Below are 20,628 nucleotides of genomic sequence, written 5' to 3'. Positions count from 1 at the left end.
AAAATGATATAAAAAACGTAATCATTATTGATAAATCTTAACAATTTAGCAAGGTTTTCTCAGATGTTTGTAATTTCTATTTACATAAATAGTTGGTTATTTAACTATATGGTTGTTGAATGATTATGTAGTTGGTATAGGAATGAACCACAGAGGTAAGAGAGTTTTTGTGTACATCGTTATTTTCTCTGTTAAATAATCTATATAAAAAAAATTAAATTAATCGTATATAATATGATATGAGATAGTTAAAATTACAGCCTTATTTTTCAATGAGGATATGACCATGAATGCTTTAACTGTTAATTTAGAATCAGTAATAGAAATGACTGATGAGCAGTTTTTTCAACTATGTCAAAACAACCGGGAATTGAGATTTGAAAGAAATGCAAATGGAGAGTTAATAATTATGCCACCAACGGGAGGAGAAACGGGAAATCGTAATGGTAGAATCACTCAACAATTAATGAATTGGACTGATATTGATGGTACTGGGATAGCTTTTGATTCTTCTACTTGTTTTAAGTTACCAAATGGTGCAGATCGTTCTCCTGATGCTTCTTGGATCAAGTTAGAAAGATGGAATGCTTTAACTGATGAGGAAAAACAAAAGTTTCCTCCTATTTGTCCTGATTTTGTAATTGAGTTACTTTCTCCTAGTGATAGTTTGAAGACTACACAAGAAAAGATGAGAGAGTATATAGATAATGGTGTGCGTTTGGGGATATTAATTAATCGTAAATCTCGTCAAGTTGAGATTTATAGACAAGGAAAAGAGGTTGAGGTTTTAGATTCTCCTGCTACGGTTTCGGGGGAAGATGTTTTAAAGGGTTTTGTTTTGAATTTGGGGATGATTTGGTAAAATAAGCTCCTTTAAAGCGTGTTTTCCTGAAGTTTGTCACGGCTAATATAGCCGTTTGTAACTTCAATTATTTTCGGTAATAAGAGTTTTTTAGTAGAAAACTCTGATTTTGTGCGAATTTTCTCCCCTAGATGACACAAAATGATGAATCTTAACAAAGAATGCAGGTTCTCTCACCTGGTTTTAAATTTCGTTTACATACTTGTTTCACCATTTAGTGCTAGTGATAAAAAATAAATACATAAGTTGTCTGAGCGATTGAGGTGGCGATCTCCTAACATTAGAGTAGTTGCGAGCGATCACTATTCAGGCATAAGTTGGGAGAGCGATCGCCCTTGAGTTTAAATAAATATAGAATCATATAAACAAAACAGCACTATGACTTCACGACTCGAAAATGCGATCGCTGCTATCCAACAGCTATCATCTACAGAACGTCAACAACTGTTGCAAATTTTTACCCAAAGCAATTCATTCTCAAACTCTGAAAACGATCTTAAAAATCTCAGTCATCAGTTTTGGCAAGATACCACACTCAAGGAACTACTTGCCACACAGACCCCTATCACCGTAGATAACCTCAAACATCTTGCTGCTGACTTTTGGCCTGAAGAAGACTCCATCGAAGATTTTCTCATCTTCCTACGACAACAACGCCAAGAAGTGATTTAACGCAACGCCATGAGCTTTTACCTCATTGATACTGATATCGCTTCTTTCATCTTCAAAGGTAGTGATTATGCCGACCCTTACTTACCTTATTTAACTGGTCAACAATTAGCAATGTCATTCATGACCGTAGCTGAACTGTTTCAGTGGGCAATTTTGCGTAAATGGGGAGATAGTCGTTTCACACAACTAGAACAATACCTATCTAACTACTTAATTATTCCAGTTGATCAATCACTTTGTCGAGAATGGGCGTATATTCGTGCCAAGCGACAAAGTGCAGGACGACCAATATCTCCACAAGATGCTTGGATTGCTGCAACAGCTTTACGCTATGACTTACCGCTACTTACTCACAACATCAAAGACTTTCTCGATATTCCCAATCTCCGGCTTATTATTCCTTCATCCTAATGGTGAAGATCATCGGATGATTTTATTAGTTAGGAGAATGGGCGATCGCCATTTATAATCTTCTTCCTTTGCTTCCTTCGTGTCTTCGTGGTTCATCATTTCTTAAACTAGGAAACTTACAGATTAATCAATAATCAAGAATTGGTTTGTCGGAAGTTGGGGATTTTTTTGTCTGAATCAGGATGTCCAGGATTAAAGGATTTACAGGATATTATTTAATGATTGTTAGTGGGAATTTGGGGATTTTTTTGTTTATCCTGATTCAGATATTACAACATTCAGCACCAACAGATAACTGATAAATTACATCCTGTACATCCTCAAATCCTGGATATCCTGATTCAGACAATAGTTAATAATTCTATAATCTTTTATAAGGTTGGACTGTGATTAAACCTGGAATAACAGCATAATGCTTAACATTAAATGTATGTAATGATAAACCGAAAGCGATTGATGTTTGACCAATTAAAGCATCAATTAATCCCAAATTATGACTAAGATGATAATTTGCAAATACTTCTAATGCTTGATCACAAGTTTCAGGTGTTGCCCAAATTACTTCAACATTATTAATAAATTTGCGAATTTCCTGCAATTCCAACTAATTCTTACATCCTTGCATCAATTCCATTGCTACATAACCAGGTAAAGCAATTTCTTCATCTCCTAAAGAACTTAACCAAATAATTGCAGGTGAATATTTACGCAGAAAGTCAATCACAATATCACTATCTAGGAGAATCATAATCTCTCCTTTGGGACTGTTCACGTAACTGACGAGCGTAAACAAGACTATCTGGAATATCGTCCCTTTTTTCCCATAAACCTATCAAACTCGAATCAAGTAACTCACGAGCAGTTAATATTTTTTTCTTTACAGATAGAGGAGATGACAATACAATTACTTCTACAATTGTTCCCTCTGGTAACTCAGTTGTAGGTAATTCAATTTTGCCATTTTTACCAACGGTTGCTTTTTGTTTAATTCCAGTAATCATGGGTAGTTTTTATTTCCTTGTTGATTTTTATTATAACATCTATATTACAGCGATTTCTATTTAAGTGAGGTACAAGTAGTAATAATTGTAGCTTGCTTCCCGAAGGGTACGCAGATAAACGCAGATAATTTTCTACTTCGTTAAATTGGAAAACTATAGTGTTATCAAGTACAAATATATACATGACTAATTTTGCTGTATTTCACCCTTAGCAAGTCTTAGATTGTTGTAAGCTTTGTCATTAAACAACACAGGAGTATCACTTTTCTGAAAAAGTCTGAAAAAGTTAGACACTGTGTTTTAAATAACCTAGCACATTTACAAGTAAAGCGGTATCAGGCAGATCCCCGACTTCTTAAAGAAGTCGGGGATCTTAAACCCAGCTTATAATCTTCTTCCTTCGCTTCCTTCGTGTCTTCGTGGTTCATTATTTCTTAAACATGGTTGTTAGGAAGTTGAGTTTTTTTTGTTGATGATTATTCAGAATAATACAACATTCAGCACCAACAAATAACCGATAAATCACATCCTGTACTCAAATCCTGGACATCCTGAATTTTTACATTGAATCTAAATAACGCCGTAATTTACTACTAATAACATCAATTACTGTTACTACTACTAATAACACTAACATCATGGTTGTAGCTTTGTTGTATTCAAAACCATCTATATAACTTTTTAACTGAAAACCTATTCCTCCTGCACCAACTACACCGAGTACGGAAGCAGCACGGATATTGTACTCAAACATCCACAAAGTATAGCCTAATCCCAAGGGTAAAACTTGGGGTATTATTCCATATTGAACTACTTGAATTCTTGATGCACCAATTACCTGTAAAGATTCTAAAGAACGAGCATCTACAGCTTCAATAGCTTGTTGATAAAATTTAGCAAGATAACCAATAGTGTAGATGGATAAAGCTAACGTTCCTGCGGGAGCGCCTAAACCGGTAGCTGCTACAAATATTAAACCGAGAATAATTGAGGGAACAGAACGAACGGCATTTTGCAGTAAATTTGCTAACCAACGTAACCATAAGGGAGCGATATTATTAGCACTGGCGATCGCTATTGGTAGGGAAATAATAGCACCAAGAGAAGTTCCCCATAAGGACATTTGCACGGTTTCAATTAATCCTTTAATTGCTATATCTACCACTTTCCAATCTGGTGGAAATAAGCGACTAATAAAATCTATAATATAAGGCCAGCTATCTTTTAATAGTGCAGAGTCTACTTTTAAACCTTGCAAAGCCCAAATATAAGCTACTACCATTACTAATACAATCACTATATTAATTAGCCAAGAGTAATGGTGAAGAAATTTAGAATTAAAGGATTTTTTCATTTTTTTCATGACTCGTAATTTTGATTTGAGAATATAAAAATAAAATCAATAATAATGTAAGTTGCTAATTGGGCAATTTGTCAGAATCAGGATGTCTTGTTACTGAGCGACTTGTCCTGAGCCTGTCCTGAGCCTGTCCTGAGCCTGTCCTGAGCCTGTCCTGAGCCTGTCCTGAGCGAAGTCGAAGGGCGGTGTCGAAGGGCGGTGTCGAAGGGCGGTGTCGAAGGGCGGTGTCGAAGGGCGGTGTCGAAGGGCGCAGTCGAAGTAAGTCGAAGTACAGGATTTAAGGATTTACAGGATTAAAACAAAAATGTTATCAGCAAAAATTAAACATTAATTATAAAGTTATTGGGGTGAATCTAGATTTTTACACGCTTATAACATGAGAAAATTTTTCTTGCAAGTTATCACATTTTCCGTCATAAACTACACGACCCGCATCTAAAACTATAGCTCTGTGGGCGTATTCTGCGGCTATGCCTAAATCATGTAATACTGTGATAATAGTTAAGCCTTGATCTGTGTTGAGGTGAGATAAAGTTTGCATTACTTGTTGGGATGCAACTACATCTAAACCGGTGATAGGTTCATCAGCTAAAAGTATTTGTGGTGATTGAATTAAAGCACGGGCGATCGCTACTCTTTGTTGTTGTCCACCGCTCAGTTGACCCGTTTTTTGATACATTTGCTCCCTTAAACCTAATTGTCCTAATAATTCTCTTGCCAAAAGGCGATCGCGTTGAGGAAAACCAAATAAAGTTTGTCTAGTTGTTCTCACACCCAAACGACCACACAAAACATTTTCAATAGCTGATAATTGCCGAATTAAACCACCACCTTGAAACAACATCCCAATTTCCCGGCGAATTTTCGGCAATGTTTGGGGAGTAATTTGTAAACCACTAATGTGAATTTCTCCTTTTTCCAATGGTACTAAACCTACCAGCGATCGCAATAATGTAGACTTACCTGCACCATTCAAACCCAACAAAACCACAAATTCACCTTGTTCAATCTCAAGATTAATATTGTTGAGGATAGGACGATTTAAAGATGTAGAATAAGCCGTTTCTAAATTATGACATTCGATCTGTTTCACGCTGGTAATTGATAATAGCTAATTGGATATAAGGAGAAATTTTTATAGGGGTTTAGCATAATGCTTACCCCTAATTACAGCAGATTGCAGATCAATGAGCTACAGAATCTCAATTGAACCTTATGTACAAGGCCAGTTTTACTCCTGACTCCTGACTTCTGCTGTAATTATGGTTCCATTCCCAAAGTTTTCAAGGCTTCGCGGACAGGTTTGAGATGACGATTATGATCGACTCTCACTAACTCTGTAGAATTATACAAGCTCTTGAGCATTTCGTTATTTTCTGGTTTATTTAACTTGAGTAGGGCCTTAATGATTTTTTCCCGAACATCTGCTCGAATATCATCATCAAAAACAACTCCGTGAGCAGGAACACCAGAAATTTTATGCAGCACACGTAACTTAGACCGGTCTTCATTGGAAATATAAGGGGGGTACATGGCATATTCTGATACTACTGCCACATCCGCTTGACCACGCACTACAGCTTCTAAAGCTTTACTATAATTACCGCCGTAGGCAATTTGACCAAAGAACCCTTCCATACGGTCTTTATCAGGTACAAAACCGTTTTTCACCAACTCACTCACAGGGAACATAAAACCTGAACCAGAAGTAGGAGAAGTAAACGCCATTCTTTTACCCCGTAGCTGTTCCAGAGTTGCTTTAGCGGTATTTCTGGTTTGCAGAGGGCTATTTTTGGGAACAACAAATATGGAGTTGTAAGTATATCTCCCGGAATAATTGTCACGAACTTCCGCTAAGTGCAAGCGTGCATTTGCTAATTGTTCAGCCTTCAAAGCTGGACGACTACTCAAGAAAGCCACATCAGCACGGTTTGCTCGTAAAGCTTCCACGGCGGCTGTATCATCAGCTAACTGCGCTTTTACAGGCATTCCCAATTCTTTAGACAAGAATTTGGCTACCTTGTTAGCCTTTTCTTGCAAATCAGGTGCATCCTTTCGAGTAGGAAAAACTATTGTTAAACTTTGAGAACTTCTTTGGGCAAGTAAGCGTGGTGCTTGTTGGTTGAGATTCGGGTTAGCTACAACTTCTTGCATTCCGCCCAAGGTGCTAACTAAACCAGCGAGGGCTGCAAATGCCCCACTAGCAGCTAATAAGCCCTTTTTAGTCACACCCACTTTATTGCTATTCATTAGTAACTTTTCTCAGTATTTTTGCAAATAACTTTCAACTAATACGGTAAATCAATTTAAAACTTTTAGGAATAAAAGTCAATAAGCTAGATGAAAATTATTTCCAATATTTTGCAAAATTTACTAAATTACATTTTTTTGTGATTTTGTGTAAATCATTGTGTTTAATAGTGTTTAAATAAAAGTTATTAAATTACGACAAGTTATAAAATATGGAATATTGAACCACTCCAGGCACGGATAACAGAGAAAATTTATTGGTAAAACTGAATAAATCTGTGATGATGAAACAATTAAATTAAAAGTTGTCAGGTGGGTTAGGAACGTAACCCACCATTAATATTTAACCCTCTGCAATATTTTGATTATTTAACCAAATAACCAAATCATTAACACTAGTAAAATCCAACAAAGCTAAACCTAGATTTTCCAAATCTTCCACAGATAACTTATTAATTTTTACCTGTAAATCTTGATTAATTCCACCTACGCGCCTTTCCAGTAAACGCATTACCAGATTTAACGCCTCTTCATAGCGGACTTCTTGATAGTATCTGGTGTTCTTTAAATCACTCATAGTAAACATTCTTGCTAACTCCTGGGGACTAAGAAGGGGTAATTTATAGGAAACTATTGTCTGAATTAAATCTAGCAAATTTCTTTGTTGACGGGTATCAGGTAAATCTGATTTTGCTTGTGATAATAAAGTTCTCGCTAAAGCTGGAACTGCTTTTTCTTTTTCCACCACTAACTTAATGATACCTAATCCCAAGGATGTTTGTACATCTACCCATTCATCCAAATATAACCGAGTTACCAACGGACTTTCCAATAAATAGCGATAGGGTTCTATTTCTGTGGGTTCTATACTACGTTTAGCAAATAAAACCACAGCTTGCCAGGGTGTAGTGGAAGCATAGAGATGTAAATAAAGAAAGATTTCCGAAAAAAAGCGAGAATAAAAATCCTCATCTCTTTGAAATTGCACCTCTACAAAATAAATCGTTCTTTTTGGTTTATTATCTTTAGGTACAAATACACCATCAATTCTAAAAGCTGTTTGTTTGAGTTCTACAGAAGCAAAATCATAAGCATTTGCTTCACTAGGGGGTAAATTAATCAATTCAAAAAAAGATTGAGGTAAGGTTTGAAAAATGCGATAAAAGATGGAATCTGTTTTCATGAATATTGCGATTAAATATTTTTTGAACTGTTGATTGGGGAAGAACTATGAAACATGATACAATAGTAAACAAGCAAAATATTATATTAATTCCAATTAATTACATCAAGATTGTGGATAACCTAAAAATCATATTTTGAAATTAACTTGAATTAGTGATATAATGACATAGAGGAATTATTGACAACCAAAATATGTTAAAATACCTAACAATTACAGAAGCACAAGAGCAACTTTTAGATTTACCAGATGATTTACAACAAGAACCAATAATCATCACCAAACATGGTAAACCAGTAATGGCGGCCATTAGTTTTGAGCAATATGAATCTTTGCTAGAAACATTAGCAATTTTATCTGATAAAGAATTTACCCAGCAACTACAAGAAAGTATAGCTCAAGCCGACAGGGGAGAAACTATTAGTTGGAATGATGCAAAACTTAAACTCGGACTTTGATAAACCACAATCTGATCAGATTGAATTTGAAATTCAGTTAACACCTTTAGCATTGGAGATGTTAGGGAATATTAAAGATAAACGTCACCAGAAAGCTTTGAGTTCACGGATTGATAAATTAAAAATAGAACCTGAAAAACAGGGAAAACCTTTAACGGGACAGTTGATTAATTATCGCAGTGTTAGGGCTGTGGGTCAACGTTACCGTATAGTTTATCACGTAGAAAATGATCAGGTCGTAGTTTTAGTAGTTGGTGTAGGTTTAAGAAAAGAAGGTGATAAGGGAGATATTTATAATCTTTTGCAGAAATTATTGTAGTTTTTAATATGCAATTGACGAAGTATTCGCTTTACCTAACCAATTATTACAGAATTTTTCATATATTTGAACCAAATTACGCCACCCCATAACCAGTATAAGGGCGTTTATAGGGTTATAAATAACTTACCACATTGTTATTCTTATCCTTCTTACTTTGCGTCTTTGCGTGAGAATAAAAAATATAAACTCCCCCTCCATCACAAAACGAAGGGGGATAAAAAACTAAGCAGTGAAATACTTAGCTACAGAATGATAAGCAATAATCGCCGTCGTAGACTGTTCAGGATATAACTGTTCACTTTCATCCATATACATCTTCATCCTATCAGTACCCAACAACTCCAACTGCTTATACTGATCCTGAATATTCGGACAAGCAGGATAACCGAAACTATACCGAGAACCTTGATAACGCTGCGCCAAAATATCCCGAATATTATCCGGTTCAGCATCACCAAAACCCAACTCCCGGCGGATTCTCGCGTGAGTCCATTCTGCCAAAGCTTCCGCAACCTGCACCGCCATTCCATGAAAATACAGATAATCAGTGTATTGATTATCAGCAAATAATTTTTGTGCAAACTCCGTAGCAACTTCCCCCACAGTCACCGCTTGCATGGGGAAAACATCAATTATTCCCGACTCCTTCGGTGCAAAGAAATCTGCAATGCAATATCTTCTCCCAGAACGTTGACGGGGAAACTCAAAACTGGCAATTTGTTGAGATTGATTTTCCACATCATATATATGTAGAGAATTTCCCTCAGACTGACAAGGAAAATACCCATAAATCACTTGAGGATGCAACAACTTCTCCTCAATAATTCGCGCTTTCCAACTTTCTAAAATCGGGTAAACCTTCTCACTTAAAAACCCTTGATATTCCTCCTTAGATTGTTCCTTCGGCTTACGGAATTGCCATTGTCCAGCCACCAAAGCTTGCAAATCTAAATACCAGAATAATTCCTCTAAAGAAATATCATCAGGTTGTAATAATTGCGTTCCCCAAAAAGGAGGAGTGGGACGTTCAATGTTAATTTCTACAGCTTCAGAACGCCTTGTATCTATCTCCCTTGGTTCAGCAGGTGCTTTTACAGATTTTGCAACTTTTTCTTTAACTTCATGGGTAGATTCTTCAGTTCCTACCTCATCCAAAAACCCTTTTAAATCATCCCAATTTCCGGCAGCTTTTGCTGGCATTAACTTATCCATAAAAGTCAAATCAGAAAAAGCATCCTTGCCATAAACAACTTTACCTTTGTAAGTATTTTGGCAATCTTCATTCACGAACTTAGGAGTTAACGCCGCACCACCTAAAATTACAGGAACAGTAATTCCCTTTTCATTGAAAACCTGCAAATTCTCCTTCATGAAAGCGGTGGATTTGACTAACAAACCACTCATAGCAATACAATCAGGTTTATGTTCTTGATAAGCCTGAATGATGTTTTCAACTGGTTGTTTAATCCCTAAATTAATCACCTTATAACCATTGTTAGATAAGATGATATCAACCAAGTTTTTACCAATATCATGGACATCACCTTTAACAGTGGCAATCACAAAAGTTCCCTTAGCATTATTACCAGCTTCCGATTTTTCCATGAAGGGTTCTAAATAAGCCACCGCCGCTTTCATGGTTTCTGCTGATTGTAATACAAAAGGTAGCTGCATTTGTCCAGAACCGAACAATTCCCCTACCACTTTCATTCCATCTAAGAGAAAAGTATTGATGATTTCCAAAGGTGGATATTGTTCTAAAGCTGTAGCTAATTGTTTTTCTAAACCAATTCTTTCACCATCAATAATATGACGTTTTAAACGTTCTTCAATTGGTAGACTTTCATCAACGCCTGTATTACGTTTGGTTTTGACTCCTGCAAAAATTGTTGTCAATTCTCCCAAAGGATCATAAACGCAAACATCACCATCAAATTTGCGTTCATCATATATTAATTGCCGACAAACTTCTTGATGTTGGGGTTCAATTTTCGCCAAGGGTAAAATTTTACTCGCGCTAACAATTGCTGCATCCATTCCCGCATTCATCGCTTCGTGTAAAAACATTGAGTTCAACACCATACGCGCTGCTGGATTTAAACCAAAGGATATATTAGATACACCCAAAATTACATGACACCCAGGTAATTCTTGACGAATGCGGCGAATTGACTCTATAGTGGCTTTTCCGTTTTCCCGGTCTTCTTCAATCCCTGTAGAAATCGGTAAAGCTAAAGTATCAAAAAATATCTCTGTCGCTGGAATACCATACTCTACAGCTTGACGGTAAGCACGTTGGGCAATTTGAAACTTTTTATCTGCGGTTCGTGCCATGCCATCTTCGTCAATTGTACCAATGACGACACCAGCACCATACTGTTTCGCTAATTCCAACACCTTTAAAAATCGGGGTTCGCCGTCTTCATAGTTGGTAGAATTGAGTAAACACTTACCTCCGGCAACTTTTAACCCCGCTTCCATTTTTTCCCATTCGGTGGAATCGAGCATTAAAGGTAAAGTAACATTATTAACAATGCGAGAAACTAACTCGTGCATATCACGCACGCCATCCCGTCCCACATAGTCAACGTTCACATCTAAAATGTGTGCGCCTTCTTTAACTTGACTCCTGGCCATTGACACCAAACCATCCCAGTCTTCAGCGTTCAGTAAGTCACGGCATTTTTTAGAACCACTGGCGTTAAGACGTTCACCGACGATCAAGAAAGAATTATCTTGATCATAGTTTTGAGTGGTATAAATTGAAGCTGCTGCTGGTTCTAAACTTGGTTGTCTAACCTTTGGTTTTAAGTCCTTGGCAATTTCCGCTAATTGTTGAATGTGTGCTGGTCGTGTCCCACAGCAACCCCCAATCACTTGGACACCCAAATCTTCAACAAAGTGCATCAACGCCATACGTAATTCTATTGGTGTGAGTTTGTAATGAGCTTGACCACCAACATTTTCCGGTAAACCGGCATTGGGAATACAGGAAACTACGAAAGGAGAATGTTCTGATAAATACTTGATGTGTGGTTTCATCAAGTCTGGACCAGTGGCGCAGTTTAAACCGAGAATATCAATGGAATATGGTTCTAAAATAGTTAAAACGGCAGCAATTTCCGTACCTACCAACATTGTCCCCATACTTTCCATTGTCACGGAAACCATTAATGGCTTTCTTTCGCCTTTTTTCGTAAAAATTTCCTCAACTCCGTTTAATGCGGCTTTAATTTGCAGAACATCTTGGCAAGTTTCAACGATGAATAAATCCACACCACCATCAAGCAAAGCCTCTGCTTGTTCGGCAAAAGCAGCTTTCATGGTATCAAAATCAATATGTCCCAAAGTGGGAAGTTTGGTAGTCGGACCCATTGAACCTGCAACAAAGCGGGGTTTTTCCGGGGTAGAAAATTCCGCAGCCACACTTTTAGCTAGTTCTGCGGCTTTCTTACTGAGATAATAGGCTTGGTCTGCTAGATCGTATTCTGCTAAAACAATAGAAGTACCACCAAAGGTATCAGTTTCAATCACATCTGCACCCGCAGCGAGGAAGTCACGATGAACTTTAGCAACTGCTTCCGGTTTAGTATGTACCAAGTATTCATTACAACCTTCATACTGTGCGCCGCCGAAGTCCTCAGCAGTGAGGTTTTGGGTTTGCAGGTTAGTTCCCATTGCACCATCAAAGACGATGACAGGAAGTTCTGGACTATGTAAGCGTTGGAGAAATGAATGTGTCATATTTTATGAAAGAAAATTGTGTGTAGTCTGATAAGATGCAACCTAATTTACTATTTTCCAAGATTTTGATGTTTTAGGCAGGGTTTACAGAAAAGAATATGTTAAAAAATCAAGAAGCAGGTTTTATCCGCTTACAAACAGATGTATTTAGGGTTAAATTATTGGCAAGCATCAATGATGTGATCTTGGAGAAACAGCGCATCGTCTTGGTAAAAGGGGAGGAAGATGTGGCTGCTATTATTCCAGTTAATGAATTTGAACGTCTGGAATGGATCACCTATGATATCAAATATGGACAATTTATGATAGATGAAGAATATAATTATGAGGACGAGTGTGGCATACCATGTATTAATATTAAGGAATTAGAATGGAATTTTGAGCAAATACTTGAGCGGGTAATATGCAATAATGAAACCGTTGGGTTAACTTTTCCTACAGCTGCTTTTGAAGATGATATTGAGAATTTTCTTCCAGGGGCAATTTTGATGAATATTCATAAATTTTGGATTCCAGATTATTGGCTGATTAAGTGAAAGTTAAGTTTATTTTATTAAATTAGTTTATCAAACATTTATAATTTATGAGATTTAGACACTGGGCGACTAGGGTAATACTAATTTTTCTGATGCTGGCAACTTTGATTTTAGCCATGTTTATTGGTGGTGCAAGAAAACAGCCAAATAATACAGGAATATCAAATCCAAATCCTATTATTTGGAATCAATATCCACAAGCTTTATATCAATCAGAAAAAACAGCAGAAAAACCGCCAATTACTTTACCTAAGTTACCAATTTTGTCTAAGTCTTTTGTTGAGAGAAACCCAAAAAATCAAGTTATTACTCAATACATAACTACTGCTGCTTTTGCTGAATATAAACCTAATTTAGCTGCTGCTAAAGTACATCCTAGTAATTATGGTGAAAGATTTACTCATGATGTTAATGGTGTACCTGTAAATAATCAACCGCTGATTGTTTTACATGAAACGACTAATTCTGCTTCTAGTGCAGTGAATTTTTTTCAAAATAATAATGTTGATGAAAATGTCCAAGCTAGTTATCATGCTTTAATTACTCTGGATGGTACTGTTATTTATTTAGTAGCACCTGATAAAAGGGCTTTTGGTGCTGGTAATTCGGTTTTTAAAGCTGCTAATGGTGTGGAGGAAACTGTACAAACTAATCCTAATTTATCTCCATCTGTAAATAATTTCGCTTATCATGTTTCTTTAGAAACCCCTCCTGATGCTTGGGGAAAAAGAAATATTCAAGGACATAGCGGTTATACTGAAGATCAATATAATTCTTTAGCTTGGTTAATTGCCCAAAGTCAAGTTCCTGATGAGAGAATTACTACTCATCGTGATGTTGATATTGCTAATGGTAAGGTTGATCCTTTAAGTTTTGATTTTGAGAAGTTTTTTAATAAGTTGCATTCTTTTAGAGAGTTGAGGAGTTTTAATAATTCGTAATTTATTTAAAGTCTTTTTGGTTTTTTAGTTCTTGTACTAAATGATGTACTTTTGTGGATGGGTTGGTACATCCATCTTCATTAGGGTGTTTATTTTCTAGTTTCATGGCGTTATTTATTGCCATTTCTTGGTTGGGTTGCAATTTTGAATAGAGCAATTTATCAGTTTTATCATATTTTTCTCCCTGCTTGAGAATACCAGCTTTTCTCATTTCTGCTTCTAGTTGGGGACGTAATTCATTGTAACTACCAAAGGGACTGGGAGTGTAGTAATAATGAAGGAAAAACCAAAATTCAAAACAAGGTATTGATGTGATAGGAGTACAATTATATTCTTTCGCACGGTTAAGAGCTTGTTTATATTTTTCAGGTTTATTATCGTCATCAAATACACAAAATACTTGATCAACTTTCTCAAATTTAATGTGATTATTTAATTTTATAGCTTCATTAACAATTACAAGGGGATCACCGCCGTTAGCGGAGACAATTTCAATTTTGATTGTTGGTAATCTAAGTTCACGTTTGAGAGAATTAAAATAATTATACTCTGTTTCCTCCCCTTCAACTACAATTAAAAAGTTTTTTCTAGGTTGGTTATTTCCTGAACGTCGTTTTAAATTATTGGTAGATTTTCCTCTTGACATATTTTTCTATATTTCTAAATACTTAACCCATTAATAAAAGGAATAGCACCATATCGCCCTAAAAGATAACCTTTTTGTAAAGATTCATCTTCACGGGGTCGAAAATCTAGTAATGAATATAATTTAGTCATGCTGTTATCTTTTTCTGTAAACCAGATTTGATCAGGTCTGAATATTTCTTCATCCAATAGTGTTGTATCATGGGTTGTAAATATTAATTGGGCGTTGTTGTGATTAATTTCTGGATCATTAAACATTTTGATTAATGCGTTGGATAGAACTGGGTGCAAGCTTCTATCTATTTCATCTACTATTAATAATTCTCCTTTTTCTAATACATCTAACCAAGGTCCTGACATCTCAAATAAACGTTGTGTTCCATCAGATTCTTCATCCATATTCAATTCATAAGTTTTATCTTCTGAATCATTCATTTTGTGAACTGTTACTATTCTCATGGCTTTTGGTTCATGTATGATACTTTCTATGTCTGGATTATCAATTTCTTTGTTGATTAAACCTTTTAATACTTGCAGGACTTCTTCAGGCACATTTATCAACTCAGGTCTAATATCATAAATACCAATATCCGCTTCACTCAATATTTTCACAACTTTTTCACGGAAAATTTGATTTTCTTGACATTTTTTAAATGTAAATCCTTTTGAATTTACGTTAATAGTCAGCATATTTATTTGATCTCGAAAATATTTATATATTTCTTTTAATTGAGGATGGTCATTTTGTGCTGCATGGGACAAAAACAAAGAATTGTAGCGTGTAAATGTTTTAATCTTTCCATTTTCTCCCTTGAGTTCTTCACTAAATGACCATTCATAGTTTTTATAATCTTGTGATTCTTGTGATTCGGTGTTTTCAATTATATGTTTTTTACGATAAAACCAGTTTTGCTGTTGTTCATTGGGATATGCAATTAACCATTCTTCATGAATTTGATCTTGAGTTGCAGAAATTCCATATTCATAACGAGTATCTTTATGAATAAAAATTGCCTCAAATATTGTAGGTTGGTTTGATGATTCACTATTTAATCTAAATGGTTCAAGCGGTAATTTATCACCTGGGTTGATTCTAGTAGCCGAGTTAACAATAATTTGTTTAAGTGTAACAATAGCTTTAATTAAATTACTTTTTCCTGACGCATTTGGTCCATAAATTGCCGCACTTGTAACCAGGCGTAAATCATCTGTATTCGGCATGGGAAAAGTGTTACTATTGAGCATGGTTTCATCATCTTCAGCAGCTACCATACTCAATGTTTGCTTTTCTTGAAAAGAACGATAATTTTCTACACTAAATTCTATAAGCATGATTTTATATTTATAGTTAATTATCAGCTTTATGACTCAAGCATACAGAATAAATCAATAAAAATAAATAGCTCCGGGGATAAAACCAGAGCTATTTTGAAGATACAACAATATACAACGAATTACTTACTAAAACTATAAATCTGTTGTGTCTCCAAGCGATCGCCTAACGACGAAGGTTTAATTTCTTTCCCAAAAACCTGCCGATCTAACTGTACTTGTAAATTACTCAAAGGATCACTACCAGCAGAAATCAGAAATTCTAACTTCTGCACATAGGGTAAATCTAGTAAATTATCCAAAATTTGCCCTATCGCTTGCAAGTAAGGATGTCCTTTTTGTTGATACCAATTAGCATCAGCAACATTTGGCTGATCAAATCCCAAATGCACAGTTAATGATGGTTGATCAAATAAAGCAATTCCTAAAGGTCGCGCTTCTTCCTGTAACAATAAATGATTATCTTTTGCTAAATGTCTGATTTTCTCTAAACGTTCATAACGTTTGGTGACAGATTCCGGTTCATCTTCCCAGTCTAATGCTACTGTCACCAGATAAGTTTGTAACAACATATGTCCCAGTTTCTTAGCTTTTGTAGCTAGATAACGGGAATTGAAATCATTAGATTCTATCAGCAAAGGTACACGATCTACAACTTCCAAACCATAGCCTTTCACACCCGCAATTTTACGGGGATTATTAGTAATGAGGCGAATTTTTTTAACACCCAAATCCATGAGAATTTGCGCCCCCATGCCATAATCTCGCAAATCCGCAGGAAAACCTAAACGCTCGTTTGCTTCTACCGTATCCAGTCCCATATCCTGCAAAGAATAGGCTTTAAGCTTGTTGATCAAACCTATACCCCGGCCTTCTTGACGTAGGTAAACTACGACACCTTGACCGGCATTTTCAATCATTTTTAATGCGGCTTTTAACTGCATTCGGCAATCACAACGCAAAGACCCCAAAGCATCACCGGTCAAACATTCTGAGTGCATCCGCACCATTACAGGTTCATCACCGAAATTTGCCGGATCACCCTTGACAATTGCCACATGATCTGTATTATCCAAAGTGTGACGGTAGCCGTAAATATCAAATTGTCCAAACTGGGTAGGTAATTTAGTGACAATTTCTCGATAAATCAGGCGATCATTTTGCAGACGATAACTAATTAAATCCGCAATACTGATAATTTTTAGTTTATGGACTTTGGCATATTCAACTAGCTGTTGTAATCTTGCCATTGAACCATCAGGATTTTGAATTTCACAAATCACCCCAGCAGGGTATAATCCTGCTAGTCGCGCTAAATCAACTGCCGCTTCTGTGTGTCCTGCACGCTTCAGCACACCCCCAGCTTTAGCCCGAATCGGGAAAATATGCCCAGGACGGCGCAAATCTTCGGGTTTTGTAGCAGGGTTGAGAGTTATCTGAATGGTACGCGCTCGATCTTCAGCAGAGATCCCCGTACTGACTCCTAAATGGGGACCTGCATCAATGCTGACGGTAAAAGCGGTTTGGTTAGTATCTGTGATGTTGCTGACCATGAGGGGAAGGTCAAGTTCATCCAGGCGATCGCCTGTCATCGCTAAACAAATCAAACCCCTAGCTTCCACCGCCATAAAATTAATCATATCCGGGGTGGCAAACTGGGCAGCACATATCAGATCACCTTCATTTTCGCGGTTTTCGTCATCTACCACCACAATAGAACGACCGGCTTTAAGGTCAGCTAAAGCGGCATCAATAGAATCAAATTTAAAGGTTTGGTTATTATTGGACTGTGACACAGGAAATTCTAGCTACCAACGTAAATTTTTTTAACAATTTCTTATTTTAGATTGTAGCCTGTTTATCGAAACTAGAGCGATCAGGAGTCAGGAGTCAGGAGTCAGGAGTTGAGATATTGTATTGTCATGTAATGCTTGGGCTTTTTATACTGCTTTAATTTCCATTAATTTTTGTACTACAGGATGGGGGTTTTTACGCTGTTCCTCTCGCATTTTATGACTCCACTCTAGCCAGTCGGCTATATACTGACTAACTTTTTCTTTTTCGTGATGATAATACAAAATAGTCGCATAGACTTGTTCTATGGTCAGACTCGGAAACATTTGGCTAATTTCTTCCAGTGTCCTGGCACGATAAATATATTCATATAAAATGGTTTCTATACCAATGCGAGAGCCTTTTAAACGAATATCCTCTGGACTAAGAAAGTTAAAGTAGTCTTCTAGTTGCATGATTTGAGTTCTCCTGTAGAATTATGTTTTGGGTGGAAAACCGATGGATGTTGATGGGTATATTTTAACTCTTGAAGATAATGGAACACTGCAATTAGTCAGTCTCAAACAACAAGTTAAAAAATTAAGAGGTTTATTAAAAGATAAATCACCTGATAGAAGTTTGGTAGATGAACTTATTCAGGAACGCAGACAGGAGTATTTAAGTGAATAAATCTGTGTTAGATGCTTCTGCTTTTTTATCTATCGCTATTCATAAAATGCGGAACTTCGCCCAAATTTCTGAGGAGGATCAACATTTTCAAAACGAACAGCTTTAGTATCAAAAGCAATGATGGTTCTAGATTTTCCAAACATATCAATAGAGTAACATTGTTCTGGTAAAATCGGGGCAACAATCCGTTGATTTCCTTCCCAGTTATAGATATGTACCTCAGCACAAGATTGAACTCGCTCTAAGTTCAATGTCCAGTAAAATGTTTTTCCTAAAATTGCTAATGTGCGTAAACCTTCCGGTGCTTCATGCAGTTTTGTTTCATCATCAACATATTTATCTAGTTGTTGGGGAGGAATACCTGTGCGGACAATGACAATTTCATTCTTCATATTTTTTGATTTTTTTGATTTTTTTGATTTTTTTGATTTAAAATTTATAAATCATGGAAATATTCAAAAGCTTCTTTAATTAATGACAATTTATTTTCAGGACATTGATAAACTCTTGGTTTTCCTTCAGAACTACGTTTAGATGGTTTAAGTGGAAGTCCTAACTGTTCTTTTGCATGAGCAATCCAACAGGTTTTTACTGTTACCTGATGTTTATTTTTAATGTAATCCTGGATTTGTTTATAAGTAGTCATATTTGACAATTCCCAGATTTATAAGCGGTTTCCAATTCATTAGGAGAAGGCGGGTAAATAGCGAACCAGTCAAAGTTAAAAACATCTTCACGTTCAGCATGAATATTATTTGTAGTAATCAAACCATTTCCTGGCAGTCCAGTTGTTTGATTAACTACTATAACTGTTAAGGGTGGAAGTTTATTTTGCTGACAATAATACATGATGTGTCCCAATATGGGAGCTAAAGTCCCTGAACCTTGAAAACCAAGAATTTCAGCTAACATTTTATAGGTTAAAGTTTGGCGGTTCACTGCTTTGCTGATCAAAATTTGCCATATTTGTAAGGCACGTTTTGGATGCGTTGGGTTTTCGTTAAAGGTTTTGTACATTTATTTGCTATAAAAAGTACACTCTAAAAAAATACAGGTAATAGCTTGTCAGTTAAAATAATAATTCTATCTAAGTGCAGTTGTAAATATTTTTCTAGATTAAGTGATCACAACAATTGAGTTAAACTAGAAAGCGAGAAAATACACAAAAAATTGCTTACACCACGCTATGCTATCAAGCAGCAAGGGTGTTTTACCTCCTGCCCCCTGCCTCCTGCCTTCTCCAAAATACGATATTTGCTATACAATGCAGCGAAAGTTCAATAATAATTCAGTTATCACCAATTGGCTAACAACCTGATTGATGATAGCTAATATTAGATTAACCAAAAGCGGATAAGGATTTCATAACATGGGTAATTTAAGACGCGTACCAGTTGGCATTGTTGGCGCGTCAGGTTATGGCGGAGTGCAACTTGTCAGACTCCTGATGGATCATCCAGAAGTAGAAGTAGTATATTTAGGTGGCGAAAGCAGCGCAGGGAAAACATTTGCGGATCTTTATCCCCATTTGGGGAGTGTAGTTCAACTCAACATTGAAGCGGTAGATCCAGAACTGATTGCTAGTAGATGTGAAGTAGTATTTCTATCTTTACCCAACGGTTTAGCCTGTGACATTGCACCCAAACTGATAGAAAAAGGCTGTAAAGTATTAGATTTGAGTGCCGACTATCGTTTCAGTGAGTTAAAAACTTATACAACTTGGTATGGAACAGAAAGAAGCGATCGCACTATTGCCAAAACAGCAGTTTATGGTTTACCAGAATTGTACCGCGATCGCATTGCCGAAACCAATCTCATCGGTTGTCCTGGTTGCTATCCCACAGCCAGTTTACTCGCCCTTGCCCCACTGCTGAAACAAGGTTTAATTATACCAGAAACAGCGATCATTGATGCTAAATCTGGGACATCTGGAGGAGGAAGACAAGGTAAAATCAATCTTTTGTTAGCGGAAGCTGATAACTCCCTAGCTGCGTATAACGTCGCCCGTCACCGGCACACTCCAGAAATTGAGCAAATTTGCAGTGATTTAGCCGGACACGAAGTTACAGTACAATTTACACCTCATTTAATCCCAATGGTGAGGGGAATATTAGCCACCGTTTACGCCACCTTGCGAGATCCGGGTTTAGTGCGTGATGATTTAATTACAATTTACACCGCATTTTACCGTAATTCCCCCTGGGTGAAAATCTGTAATAGCGGCACATATCCCCAAACTAAATGGGCTTGTGGAAGTAACTCCTGTTATATAGGTATAGAAGTTGACCCCCGAACCCGGCGAGTGATCGTCATGTCAGCCATTGACAACTTGATTAAAGGTCAAGCAGGACAAGCCATACAATGTATGAACATTATGATGGGTTGGGATGAAACCTTGGGTTTACCCAAAGTTGGGTTTTATCCATAACAATTGACAATTGACAATTA

General features: G+C 36.6%; 24 protein-coding genes. 9 read left to right on the top strand and 15 right to left on the bottom strand.

All coding sequences use genetic code 11. The annotated features are described in order from the left end of the window. Nucleotides 1–286 precede the first annotated feature (286 nt). The 3 genes from H6F45_RS08500 to H6F45_RS08490 all read left to right on the top strand — a co-directional run bounded on the left by H6F45_RS08500 (nucleotide 287) and on the right by H6F45_RS08490 (nucleotide 1,945). Nucleotides 287–862 (top strand): Uma2 family endonuclease, encoded by a 576-nt coding sequence (locus tag H6F45_RS08500; protein ID WP_137668305.1) that lies wholly within the window; start codon nucleotides 287–289, stop codon nucleotides 860–862. Nucleotides 863–1,240: 378 nt separating this feature from the next. Beyond that, nucleotides 1,241–1,534 carry a hypothetical protein gene (locus H6F45_RS08495; RefSeq protein WP_137668306.1) on the top strand — a complete coding sequence of 98 codons (294 nt, stop codon included), beginning with the start codon at nucleotides 1,241–1,243 and terminating at the stop codon, nucleotides 1,532–1,534. A 9-nt stretch (nucleotides 1,535–1,543) separates the two neighbouring features. Beyond that, nucleotides 1,544–1,945, top strand: coding sequence for a type II toxin-antitoxin system VapC family toxin (locus tag H6F45_RS08490; RefSeq protein WP_137668307.1), 402 nt, complete (start codon nucleotides 1,544–1,546; stop codon nucleotides 1,943–1,945). A 361-nt stretch (nucleotides 1,946–2,306) separates the two neighbouring features. On the opposite strand, the gene H6F45_RS08485 is transcribed toward H6F45_RS08490, so the two are convergent. The 7 genes from H6F45_RS08485 to H6F45_RS08455 form a co-directional block, all read right to left on the bottom strand. Further along, complete coding sequence (locus H6F45_RS08485; protein WP_137668308.1) at nucleotides 2,307–2,543, bottom strand: type II toxin-antitoxin system VapC family toxin; 237 nt, start codon at nucleotides 2,541–2,543, stop codon at nucleotides 2,307–2,309. Between the two features lie 6 nt (nucleotides 2,544–2,549). Further along, nucleotides 2,550–2,693, bottom strand: a complete 144-nt coding sequence (locus H6F45_RS08480) for a type II toxin-antitoxin system VapC family toxin (RefSeq protein ID WP_137668309.1) — start codon at nucleotides 2,691–2,693, stop codon at nucleotides 2,550–2,552. Further along, on the bottom strand, nucleotides 2,677–2,946 hold the full coding sequence (locus tag H6F45_RS08475) for a hypothetical protein (protein ID WP_137668310.1): 270 nt from the start codon (nucleotides 2,944–2,946) through the stop codon (nucleotides 2,677–2,679). Before H6F45_RS08475 ends, H6F45_RS08480 begins: the two co-directional genes overlap by 17 nt. A 559-nt stretch (nucleotides 2,947–3,505) precedes the next feature. Then, nucleotides 3,506–4,300, bottom strand: a complete 795-nt coding sequence (gene phnE / locus H6F45_RS08470) for a phosphonate ABC transporter, permease protein PhnE (RefSeq protein ID WP_096572599.1) — start codon at nucleotides 4,298–4,300, stop codon at nucleotides 3,506–3,508. Nucleotides 4,301–4,667: 367 nt separating this feature from the next. Beyond that, on the bottom strand, nucleotides 4,668–5,399 hold the full coding sequence (locus H6F45_RS08465; protein WP_137668311.1) for a phosphonate ABC transporter ATP-binding protein: 732 nt from the start codon (nucleotides 5,397–5,399) through the stop codon (nucleotides 4,668–4,670). 167 nt (nucleotides 5,400–5,566) lie between these two features. Beyond that, entirely contained in the window at nucleotides 5,567–6,556 is a 990-nt protein-coding gene (locus tag H6F45_RS08460; protein ID WP_190346945.1) for a phosphate/phosphite/phosphonate ABC transporter substrate-binding protein, read from the bottom strand. A 343-nt stretch (nucleotides 6,557–6,899) separates the two neighbouring features. Beyond that, entirely contained in the window at nucleotides 6,900–7,739 is an 840-nt protein-coding gene (locus H6F45_RS08455; RefSeq protein ID WP_190346944.1) for an Rpn family recombination-promoting nuclease/putative transposase, read from the bottom strand. Nucleotides 7,740–7,933: 194 nt separating this feature from the next. On the opposite strand from H6F45_RS08455, the gene H6F45_RS08450 reads away from it, so the two are divergent. Both H6F45_RS08450 and H6F45_RS08445 read left to right on the top strand, forming a co-directional pair. Further along, on the top strand, nucleotides 7,934–8,197 hold the full coding sequence (locus H6F45_RS08450; protein ID WP_096566371.1) for a type II toxin-antitoxin system Phd/YefM family antitoxin: 264 nt from the start codon (nucleotides 7,934–7,936) through the stop codon (nucleotides 8,195–8,197). After that, entirely contained in the window at nucleotides 8,169–8,516 is a 348-nt protein-coding gene (locus H6F45_RS08445) for a type II toxin-antitoxin system RelE/ParE family toxin (protein ID WP_228051634.1), read from the top strand. The genes H6F45_RS08450 and H6F45_RS08445 overlap by 29 nt, the downstream gene beginning before the upstream one ends. Nucleotides 8,517–8,741: 225 nt before the next feature. Here the strand turns inward: H6F45_RS08445 and metH are convergent, their stop codons facing one another. Next, nucleotides 8,742–12,263, bottom strand: coding sequence for a methionine synthase (gene metH, locus H6F45_RS08440; RefSeq protein WP_190346943.1), 3,522 nt, complete (start codon nucleotides 12,261–12,263; stop codon nucleotides 8,742–8,744). A 98-nt stretch (nucleotides 12,264–12,361) separates the two neighbouring features. Here metH and H6F45_RS08435 point away from each other — a divergent pair, with 98 nt between their 5' ends. Together H6F45_RS08435 and H6F45_RS08430 are read left to right on the top strand one after the other, a co-directional pair. Beyond that, complete coding sequence (locus tag H6F45_RS08435) at nucleotides 12,362–12,799, top strand: type II toxin-antitoxin system Phd/YefM family antitoxin (RefSeq protein WP_190346942.1); 438 nt, start codon at nucleotides 12,362–12,364, stop codon at nucleotides 12,797–12,799. Between the two features lie 47 nt (nucleotides 12,800–12,846). Next, nucleotides 12,847–13,740: a peptidoglycan recognition family protein gene (locus tag H6F45_RS08430; protein ID WP_190346941.1), complete on the top strand. Its 894-nt coding sequence runs from the start codon at nucleotides 12,847–12,849 to the stop codon at nucleotides 13,738–13,740. A gap of 1 nt (nucleotide 13,741) precedes the next feature. Here H6F45_RS08430 and H6F45_RS08425 read toward each other — a convergent pair whose 3' ends face one another. The 4 genes from H6F45_RS08425 to H6F45_RS08410 form a co-directional block, all read right to left on the bottom strand. Next, the gene (locus H6F45_RS08425; RefSeq protein WP_096566361.1) at nucleotides 13,742–14,386 is read right to left on the bottom strand and encodes an RloB family protein; all 645 of its coding nucleotides are present in this window, start codon (nucleotides 14,384–14,386) and stop codon (nucleotides 13,742–13,744) included. A gap of 14 nt (nucleotides 14,387–14,400) precedes the next feature. Continuing rightward, nucleotides 14,401–15,717, bottom strand: coding sequence for an ATP-binding protein (locus H6F45_RS08420; RefSeq protein ID WP_190346940.1), 1,317 nt, complete (start codon nucleotides 15,715–15,717; stop codon nucleotides 14,401–14,403). Nucleotides 15,718–15,839: 122 nt separating this feature from the next. Beyond that, nucleotides 15,840–17,513: a bifunctional 3,4-dihydroxy-2-butanone-4-phosphate synthase/GTP cyclohydrolase II gene (gene ribBA, locus H6F45_RS08415; protein WP_190346939.1), complete on the bottom strand. Its 1,674-nt coding sequence runs from the start codon at nucleotides 17,511–17,513 to the stop codon at nucleotides 15,840–15,842. 144 nt (nucleotides 17,514–17,657) lie between these two features. Beyond that, entirely contained in the window at nucleotides 17,658–17,966 is a 309-nt protein-coding gene (locus H6F45_RS08410) for a DUF433 domain-containing protein (protein WP_137667518.1), read from the bottom strand. A gap of 28 nt (nucleotides 17,967–17,994) precedes the next feature. Between H6F45_RS08410 and H6F45_RS08405 the strand changes: the two genes are divergently transcribed. After that, on the top strand, nucleotides 17,995–18,180 hold the full coding sequence (locus tag H6F45_RS08405; RefSeq protein WP_137667519.1) for a hypothetical protein: 186 nt from the start codon (nucleotides 17,995–17,997) through the stop codon (nucleotides 18,178–18,180). A gap of 35 nt (nucleotides 18,181–18,215) precedes the next feature. Here H6F45_RS08405 and H6F45_RS08400 read toward each other — a convergent pair whose 3' ends face one another. The 3 genes from H6F45_RS08400 to H6F45_RS08390 are packed head-to-tail and all read right to left on the bottom strand — an operon-like array spanning nucleotide 18,216 to nucleotide 19,197. Beyond that, on the bottom strand, nucleotides 18,216–18,572 hold the full coding sequence (locus tag H6F45_RS08400; protein WP_190346938.1) for a hypothetical protein: 357 nt from the start codon (nucleotides 18,570–18,572) through the stop codon (nucleotides 18,216–18,218). A 44-nt stretch (nucleotides 18,573–18,616) separates the two neighbouring features. Continuing rightward, nucleotides 18,617–18,826 carry a hypothetical protein gene (locus H6F45_RS08395; RefSeq protein WP_096566353.1) on the bottom strand — a complete coding sequence of 70 codons (210 nt, stop codon included), beginning with the start codon at nucleotides 18,824–18,826 and terminating at the stop codon, nucleotides 18,617–18,619. After that, nucleotides 18,823–19,197, bottom strand: a complete 375-nt coding sequence (locus H6F45_RS08390; protein WP_096566351.1) for a hypothetical protein — start codon at nucleotides 19,195–19,197, stop codon at nucleotides 18,823–18,825. Before H6F45_RS08390 ends, H6F45_RS08395 begins: the two co-directional genes overlap by 4 nt. A 352-nt stretch (nucleotides 19,198–19,549) precedes the next feature. On the opposite strand from H6F45_RS08390, the gene argC reads away from it, so the two are divergent. Continuing rightward, nucleotides 19,550–20,608, top strand: a complete 1,059-nt coding sequence (argC, locus tag H6F45_RS08385; RefSeq protein ID WP_096566349.1) for an N-acetyl-gamma-glutamyl-phosphate reductase — start codon at nucleotides 19,550–19,552, stop codon at nucleotides 20,606–20,608. Nucleotides 20,609–20,628: the final 20 nt, after the last annotated feature.

This window comes from Sphaerospermopsis sp. FACHB-1194, assembly GCF_014696235.1.
Taxonomy (GTDB): domain Bacteria; phylum Cyanobacteriota; class Cyanobacteriia; order Cyanobacteriales; family Nostocaceae; genus Sphaerospermopsis; species Sphaerospermopsis kisseleviana.
Note: the sequence above shows the minus strand (reverse complement) of the source record. Positions and strands in the feature narration are given on the sequence as shown.

Coding starts and splice junctions, on each gene's coding strand:
- H6F45_RS08500 (WP_137668305.1), top strand. CDS start 287: ATGAATGCTTTAACTGTTAATTTAGAATCAGTAATAGAAATGACTGAT.
- H6F45_RS08495 (WP_137668306.1), top strand. CDS start 1,241: ATGACTTCACGACTCGAAAATGCGATCGCTGCTATCCAACAGCTATCA.
- H6F45_RS08490 (WP_137668307.1), top strand. CDS start 1,544: ATGAGCTTTTACCTCATTGATACTGATATCGCTTCTTTCATCTTCAAA.
- H6F45_RS08480 (WP_137668309.1), bottom strand. CDS start 2,693: ATGATTCTCCTAGATAGTGATATTGTGATTGACTTTCTGCGTAAATAT.
- H6F45_RS08475 (WP_137668310.1), bottom strand. CDS start 2,946: ATGATTACTGGAATTAAACAAAAAGCAACCGTTGGTAAAAATGGCAAA.
- phnE (WP_096572599.1), bottom strand. CDS start 4,300: ATGAAAAAATCCTTTAATTCTAAATTTCTTCACCATTACTCTTGGCTA.
- H6F45_RS08460 (WP_190346945.1), bottom strand. CDS start 6,556: ATGAATAGCAATAAAGTGGGTGTGACTAAAAAGGGCTTATTAGCTGCT.
- H6F45_RS08455 (WP_190346944.1), bottom strand. CDS start 7,739: ATGAAAACAGATTCCATCTTTTATCGCATTTTTCAAACCTTACCTCAA.
- H6F45_RS08450 (WP_096566371.1), top strand. CDS start 7,934: ATGTTAAAATACCTAACAATTACAGAAGCACAAGAGCAACTTTTAGAT.
- H6F45_RS08445 (WP_228051634.1), top strand. CDS start 8,169: ATGATGCAAAACTTAAACTCGGACTTTGATAAACCACAATCTGATCAG.
- metH (WP_190346943.1), bottom strand. CDS start 12,263: ATGACACATTCATTTCTCCAACGCTTACATAGTCCAGAACTTCCTGTC.
- H6F45_RS08435 (WP_190346942.1), top strand. CDS start 12,362: ATGTTAAAAAATCAAGAAGCAGGTTTTATCCGCTTACAAACAGATGTA.
- H6F45_RS08430 (WP_190346941.1), top strand. CDS start 12,847: ATGAGATTTAGACACTGGGCGACTAGGGTAATACTAATTTTTCTGATG.
- H6F45_RS08425 (WP_096566361.1), bottom strand. CDS start 14,386: ATGTCAAGAGGAAAATCTACCAATAATTTAAAACGACGTTCAGGAAAT.
- H6F45_RS08420 (WP_190346940.1), bottom strand. CDS start 15,717: ATGCTTATAGAATTTAGTGTAGAAAATTATCGTTCTTTTCAAGAAAAG.
- H6F45_RS08410 (WP_137667518.1), bottom strand. CDS start 17,966: ATGCAACTAGAAGACTACTTTAACTTTCTTAGTCCAGAGGATATTCGT.
- H6F45_RS08400 (WP_190346938.1), bottom strand. CDS start 18,572: ATGAAGAATGAAATTGTCATTGTCCGCACAGGTATTCCTCCCCAACAA.
- H6F45_RS08395 (WP_096566353.1), bottom strand. CDS start 18,826: ATGACTACTTATAAACAAATCCAGGATTACATTAAAAATAAACATCAG.
- H6F45_RS08390 (WP_096566351.1), bottom strand. CDS start 19,197: ATGTACAAAACCTTTAACGAAAACCCAACGCATCCAAAACGTGCCTTA.
- argC (WP_096566349.1), top strand. CDS start 19,550: ATGGGTAATTTAAGACGCGTACCAGTTGGCATTGTTGGCGCGTCAGGT.